Origin of the sequence: Synechocystis sp. LEGE 06083 (assembly GCF_015207725.1) — a bacterium.
Classification (GTDB): domain Bacteria; phylum Cyanobacteriota; class Cyanobacteriia; order Cyanobacteriales; family Microcystaceae; genus Synechocystis; species Synechocystis salina.
In genome coordinates, this window is sequence record NZ_JADEWJ010000242.1 from 1 (window position 1) to 6,238 (window position 6,238).

At 46.5% G+C, this 6,238-nt stretch carries 4 protein-coding genes and 1 pseudogene; 1 reads left to right on the top strand and 4 read right to left on the bottom strand.

The window, feature by feature from the left end; genetic code table 11:
• The 3 genes and pseudogenes from IQ219_RS15725 to IQ219_RS20195 all read right to left on the bottom strand — a co-directional run.
• On the bottom strand, nucleotides 1–936 hold a 936-nt coding region (locus IQ219_RS15725; protein WP_194020184.1), incomplete at its 3' end, for a GDP-L-fucose synthase.
• A 170-nt stretch (nucleotides 937–1,106) separates the two neighbouring features.
• Entirely contained in the window at nucleotides 1,107–2,498 is a 1,392-nt protein-coding gene (locus IQ219_RS20575) for a GDP-mannose 4,6-dehydratase (RefSeq protein WP_368667617.1), read from the bottom strand.
• Nucleotides 2,499–2,672: 174 nt separating this feature from the next.
• Nucleotides 2,673–3,254, bottom strand: a pseudogene (locus IQ219_RS20195) (GDP-mannose 4,6-dehydratase); the annotation flags it as partial.
• Between the two features lie 316 nt (nucleotides 3,255–3,570).
• On the opposite strand from IQ219_RS20195, the gene IQ219_RS15735 reads away from it, so the two are divergent.
• Nucleotides 3,571–4,515 (top strand): cation transporter, encoded by a 945-nt coding sequence (locus tag IQ219_RS15735; RefSeq protein WP_194073231.1) that lies wholly within the window; start codon nucleotides 3,571–3,573, stop codon nucleotides 4,513–4,515.
• A gap of 118 nt (nucleotides 4,516–4,633) precedes the next feature.
• Here IQ219_RS15735 and ppk2 read toward each other — a convergent pair whose 3' ends face one another.
• On the bottom strand, nucleotides 4,634–5,500 hold the full coding sequence (gene ppk2, locus IQ219_RS15740; RefSeq protein WP_199309704.1) for a polyphosphate kinase 2: 867 nt from the start codon (nucleotides 5,498–5,500) through the stop codon (nucleotides 4,634–4,636).
• Between the last annotated feature and the right edge of the window lie 738 nt (nucleotides 5,501–6,238).

Sequence of the window (6,238 nt, forward strand, 5' to 3'; positions counted from 1 at the left end):
GCCCCGTTTTTGTCGATACCAAGCAATGGTATTTTTCAATCCTTCCCGCAGGGACACCTGGGCCTCAAAGTTAAATTCCGCTTTGGCTTTGGTGGTATCCAAACATCGGCGGGGCTGGCCATTGGGTTGATCGGTTTCCCAAATAATTTCCCCGTCGAACTCCATTAATTCACAGATTAGTTCGGTTAAATCCTTGATGGAAATCTCAAAATTGGTGCCTAGGTTAACGGGGTCTGGTTTGTCGTAGGCTTGGGCGCCCATGACAATGCCCCGGGCTGCATCGGTGGAGTAGAGAAATTCCCTAGTGGGACTGCCATCGCCCCATACTGGCAGTTGTTTATCGCCCCTTTGTTGAGCTTCGTAAACCTTGTAAATTAATGCGGGAATGACGTGGGAACTACGGGGATCAAAGTTATCCTCTGGGCCGTAAAGGTTCACTGGCAATAGGTAAATGCCATTAAAACCGTACTGCAAACGGTAGGACTCTAACTGTACTAACAAAGCTTTCTTGGCTACACCATAGGGGGCGTTAGTTTCTTCCGGATAACCGTTCCATAAATCATCTTCCTTGAAGGGAACGGGGGTAAATTTGGGATAGGCGCAGATGGTACCCACACAAACGAATTTTTTTACTCCGGCTTCATAGGCGGCGTGGATTAACTGCACCCCCATCATCAAGTTGTCGTAGAATAATTCGGCGGGTTTTTCCCGGTTTAAACCAATGCCCCCCACATGGGCCGCCAGGTGAATGACAATGTCCTGATTTTCCACTGCCTGCTCACAGGCTGACGCTTGCCGCAAATCACAATCCTTGGAGCGGGGAATGGTAATTTTTTGGCGATCGCCACCGGCCGCAATTAGTTGGGCAACGACCTGTTTGCCTAAAAAGCCGGCTCCACCGGTGACCAAAATACGCTGATTTTCTAAGGAAAGCATGGTTGGTAAAGAAAATATTGAGTTAAGGAAGGGGTTAGCCAAGTCTTTGTGCGCCCCCTAAGTCCTGCAAAAATAGGGGACTTTTATCTCTATTCCCCCAAAATTTGGAGGCTAGGGAGAGTTGCTAAAGCGCCTTATATTGAGGCAGTAGTTAACACGGTCAACCCAGATTAATCGACAGCATGGCCATTCTGGCTCCGAATGAAGGCCATGTCCTGGGTCATAAGCTCCCGAACCCTTTCACTCTGGTTAGGGGAAGTTAAACCAAGAACGGCTAAGTCTGCCTCCACCATTAAATGAACCAATTCTGTGAAGCTGACGGAGGGTTGCCAACCTAATTGAGCTTTCGTTTTGGTTGGATCACCAATCAATAGATCCACTTCGGCGGGGCGCAAATAGCGTTCATCAAAGGCAACATAGTCCTGCCAGTTGAGGTTGACGTAACCAAAGGCAATTTCTAAAAATTCCTTAACTTCGTGGGTTTCCCCTGTGGCTACCACATAGTCATCGGGCTGTTCCTGTTGCAACATGGCCCACATGGCTCGCACATAATCCTTGGCGTAACCCCAATCCCTTTTGGAGTCGATATTGCCCAAATACAGTTTCTTTTGGGTGCCGGCCACAATTCTGGCGATCGCCCTGGTAATTTTCCGGGTTACAAAGGTTTCTCCCCGGCGGGGGGAATTATGAATCCAGCCTTGGCCGATACCAGCATGAAAGGTGCCGCTGGTGGTAGCAAAATCAAACAACCAATGTTCGTATTCAATGGGCTTAGCCTTTACTACCTCCTCCAAAGGACGACGCATATGTTGCCCTTTATTATTTTGGGTATTGGGCGAATTGAGATTGATTTGATAGTATACTCGGTCTTCTCTTTCCTCAATGCAGATAATAGCCCGCTGTTCTAGAGTAGTTAACCCCAACCAATAAAGTCCGGCGGCCAATACTGGAGATGCAGTCCGAAATCCTTGGAACTCGTAGGTACAAGGAGTACTTTTTAGTCCATCCCCGGCATTAAAACCCTGCAAAAAAGCAATACGTTCTTGATAACAAGCATTCAAAATTCTTTTGGGAATACGTTTGTGCCCACATTGGCTATAAAGGGAGTTGTAGATGTAACGACCATATTCAGGATTTCCATTCAGGCGCAGTTGGATTACTTCTCCCCCGCCTTCAAAGCCAGAATGGCCAACATATCGGGAAGAACTGCCCCCGGTAATCTTGCGCCAAGACGCTTCAACTCTGTCCAATAATACGGAATCCTGATTGGTTACCTGTACTTTGCCCTGTTCACTGACATAACCTTCCGCCGCAATCATTCCCAACAACCAAGCTTCAGTCTCAGTCAAATCAATTTGGTCTGTGGGTTGGGGTAAGTTGATCAGGGCCAGGCGATCGCCTACTTTTACATCTCCAGCTGGTAATTCTGAAGCCTGTTCATTTTTTTCTACAAAGACGACATGGTCACTCGTGGCCTGATAGACTGCCCCCCTGGCCGCAATACGATGCACCTGCTTATTTTTACTAGGGTCACGTTTAGCTCCATTCCAAGTTGCCGTCATGCAAGTAACTTCTGTCCAACCATTGGCATCCCAGACTTCAAAACGGTTTTCGGGGGAGAGATCCGTTGTATAACGGTGACCATGACTGGCATCGGTCCGATGGGGGACTACATCTTCAATCGGTAAAATGTCGATTAATCCATTCTTCCGGATTATTACCGGGGTCTCGGCGGTGACACATTCGTGGTTGAACAAAATGCCATTACAGGCAAACAAATCATAGGACTCGCGATAGTTAACCGTTTGCCAATGGCCGTAAACCTTGGCACAGGCGTAGGGACTACGGGGATAAAAAGGGGTGGTTTCCTTTTGGGGGATGTCTTGCACTTTGCCAAACATCTCCGAGGAACCAGCTTGATAGAACCTTACCTGGATGCCGGTGCGGTGTTGGTAATCCCGAATTGCTTCCAAGAGACGTAGCGTTCCCATGGCCACCGAATCCACCGTGTATTCCGGGGAATCAAAGCTCACCCGCACGTGGGATTGGGCTCCCAGATTGTAAATCTCCGTCGGTTTGACATCTTCCAAGATGCGGCGCAGGGTGGTGCCGTCGGTCAAATCACCGTAATGGAGCCGGAGTTTGGCCTCAGGATCATGGGGATCAACATAAAGATGATCGATGCGGTCGGTATTAAAGGTGGAAGTACGACGGATGATGCCATGGACTTGGTAGCCCTTTTCCAACAACAATTCACTCAGATAGGAGCCATCTTGCCCCGTGATACCTGTCAGCAAAGCAACTTTAGACTTTGACATTAGTTAATTTTTCCCCATTACCCCAAAATACATCCCCCTAAAAATATCAGAATCTTTGCCCGGATGCCGACCTTCTGGCGATCGCCATGGTGACCAATGATTCTGGCTTTGGCATTCTGGCCGACATTGGCCAAATGTTAATGGAGCACTGTGGCGGGACCCAGGGGCAATATGACGAATAAATTCAAGTTTGCCATGGGGATATGGGACGCAACTGCATCCCCGACTATTATCTAAACTGAAAAGAGTTTGGCAAAGGCTCAACTAAATGCGGGGGTCTGAGCTTAGTCGCCGATGCAAAGTTAAAAAGATCACCATGGTTTCTTCCTCCACCTCCCTGACTATTCTTGAAAAACGATCCCTCAAAATAGCCCGCTTCGGCAATGTGATTATGGCGATCGCCGGCATTTTAACAGCCTGGATGGCCAATGCCGATGCATTACTGGTGGATGGTTTATATTCTGGTATTAACTTTTTGTCATCTCTGGTTGCTGCAAGGGTAGGGGAATCGGTCATGCGACCCTGGGATAAAACTCGACCCTTTGGCTACTACGCCGATGAAGCAATTTATATTACATTTCGTTCGGTGATTTTACTGGGCATCCTTGCCTTTGCCGTATTTTCCGCCATCACAAAGATCATTGCCTATGCCTCTGGCCATGAGTTTTCAGAGATCGTCCTCGGTCTGATTGTAATTTATTCAGTGGGGATGACAGTCATCTGCGGCGGGCTATATTACGTCCACCGTTACTATTGGCTCAAAACAGGCAAAAGAAGCGATATTCTCAAGACCGAACAGCAATCGGCATTAATTGATGGCGTTATCAGTGCCGCAGTAGGTCTGGCCTTTGGACTGGCACCCCTGTTAAAAAACACTCCCCTGCACTTCATTCTGCCGGTCATTGATTCGGTTATTGTACTAGTGCTAGTGGCTTTGATAATTAATCAACCCATCCGATCATTTTTAAATGCCTTAGCTGAGATTGCGGGAGAATCATCCTCCCCCAGGGTTATTGCCAGTATCCATGAAGCTGTATCTGAAGCTATGCCCGAAGCGATGGACTATACGTTAATCGATGTGGCCTCGTCAAAACTAGGCAGATTTCATGTGGTCATGATTTATCTAAATGTTCATCATCCTATCCAGGGTGAGTTGGTAGATGAACTACGCCTCAGCATTAAGTCTGCCTGTGAAAAGCGCATTGGACTGGTGGAAGTGGAAGTCATTCTAACCGCTACGCCCCGTCTTTTGGCCAGATAACTGAAGGGACAAATTTGCTGTCCTAAAATTCTGTTTCCCCAGTTCCAGTCTGCCCCCTGAATCGATCCATTAAAGCGACTGTAATGAGGGGGGCTTTTAAAACACTATTTAAGGCTTGCTAATACCTTTGTGGTACAAAGAATTGTTCATTGAGGGGGGGACGAACGTAACTATGGGGGGCGATCGTCCGGGGAGGTAACTCCAGCGGCTCTGGGGTCATATCAACATAGGGAATTTTGCTTAAAACATGATTAATACAATTAAGACGAGCCCGTTTTTTATCGTCGGCTTCCACCGTGAACCAGGGAGCTTCTGGGATATTAGTGTGAGCAAACATATTATCCTTAGCCTGGGAATATTCTACCCATCGGTCCCTTGACTCCAAATCCATGGGACTGAGTTTCCAACGACGGGCAGGATCGGTAGTACGGGACTGAAAACGCCGTTCTTGCTCTTCATCGCTGACTGAAAACCAATATTTCAGCAAAATGATGCCAGAACGAACCAACATCCGTTCAAATTCCGGACATGTATGCATAAATTCTTGATACTGCTCCTCAGTGCAAAATCCCATCACCCGTTCCACACCAGCACGATTGTACCAGCTGCGATCAAAGCAGACAATCTCTCCACCGGCAGGTAAATGGGGAACGTAACGCTGAAAATACCATTCCGTCTTCTCTCGATCACTGGGGGTTCCCAAGGCAACGACCCTACAGCCCCGGGGATTTAAGGGTTCGGTAATGCGCTTGATGGTTCCCCCTTTGCCAGCGGCATCCCGCCCTTCAAATAAAATGACAATGCGGGTGCCAGTGTGTTTCACCCAATATTGCATTTTCACTAATTCAAGCTGTAATCGAGCTAGTTCATCTTCATACTTTTTCTTTGGGAGTTTGGAGCTACCTTCTCCCTCTGACAAGCGAGGCACTTGATCCGTAGTCAAACTTTGTTTATCTTGCTTAGCTTTTTTGGATTTTTTTGTCATTCCAATTCCTGTAATTTCCTAGGTTACTGGTCTATAAAGGCGAAAAAACCTTGATATGAACATCTAGTCATCCCCGCTTTACCAGAGGTGTCCGCATTCAGATCTATTTTAGAGACAAATAACAATTGATCGGTGTTGAATGCTACGAAATATCAAGTTATTTGGGGATTTTTTTCCCTAGAAGCTGAACTTGGACTATGGGCGAAAAACATTACCTAACTTATTTCTTGGACAATGAAAAATTTACTAAACTTAACTAAAAAAAACAAATAGGAGCATTAATGAATGGTGAAATTTAGCGGTCAGGAGCAAAATTTTCCTGCCAGTTAAATACCAAATATCTTCTATCTTGGATGCTAAAAATATCCGAGTCCGTCGGTAGAAAATACCATCTAGGTGATGTGAGGTAAATTGAGGAGGAACATGGATAGGTTTAGCACCCTTCCGTTCGATCTCGTTTTTCCGGTTTTTCCTGCCCCACTTACCTAGCAGAGAATCTCCCCTCGCAGACGCAAGCAAAAGAAAAACTCATCTTGTTGATAAACATTGCCTATATTAATTTTCCGTTACAAAGCTTTACAAAAGCCCCAATAATCCTTTAAAGTGTTAACAGTCAGTTCTAATCTGAACCTTGACAAATACATAAGGAATTATAACCAAATGACAACGACTCTCCAACAGCGCGAAAGCGCTTCCTTGTGGGAACAGTTTTGTCAGTGGGTGACATCTACCANCAAC

What these genes read in the sequence shown, in the direction of transcription:
- ppk2 (WP_199309704.1), bottom strand. Translation starts at nt 5,500, where the DNA reads ATGACAAAAAAATCCAAAAAAGCTAAGCAAGATAAACAAAGTTTGACT.
- IQ219_RS20575 (WP_368667617.1), bottom strand. Translation starts at nt 2,498, where the DNA reads ATGACGGCAACTTGGAATGGAGCTAAACGTGACCCTAGTAAAAATAAG.
- IQ219_RS15735 (WP_194073231.1), top strand. Translation starts at nt 3,571, where the DNA reads ATGGTTTCTTCCTCCACCTCCCTGACTATTCTTGAAAAACGATCCCTC.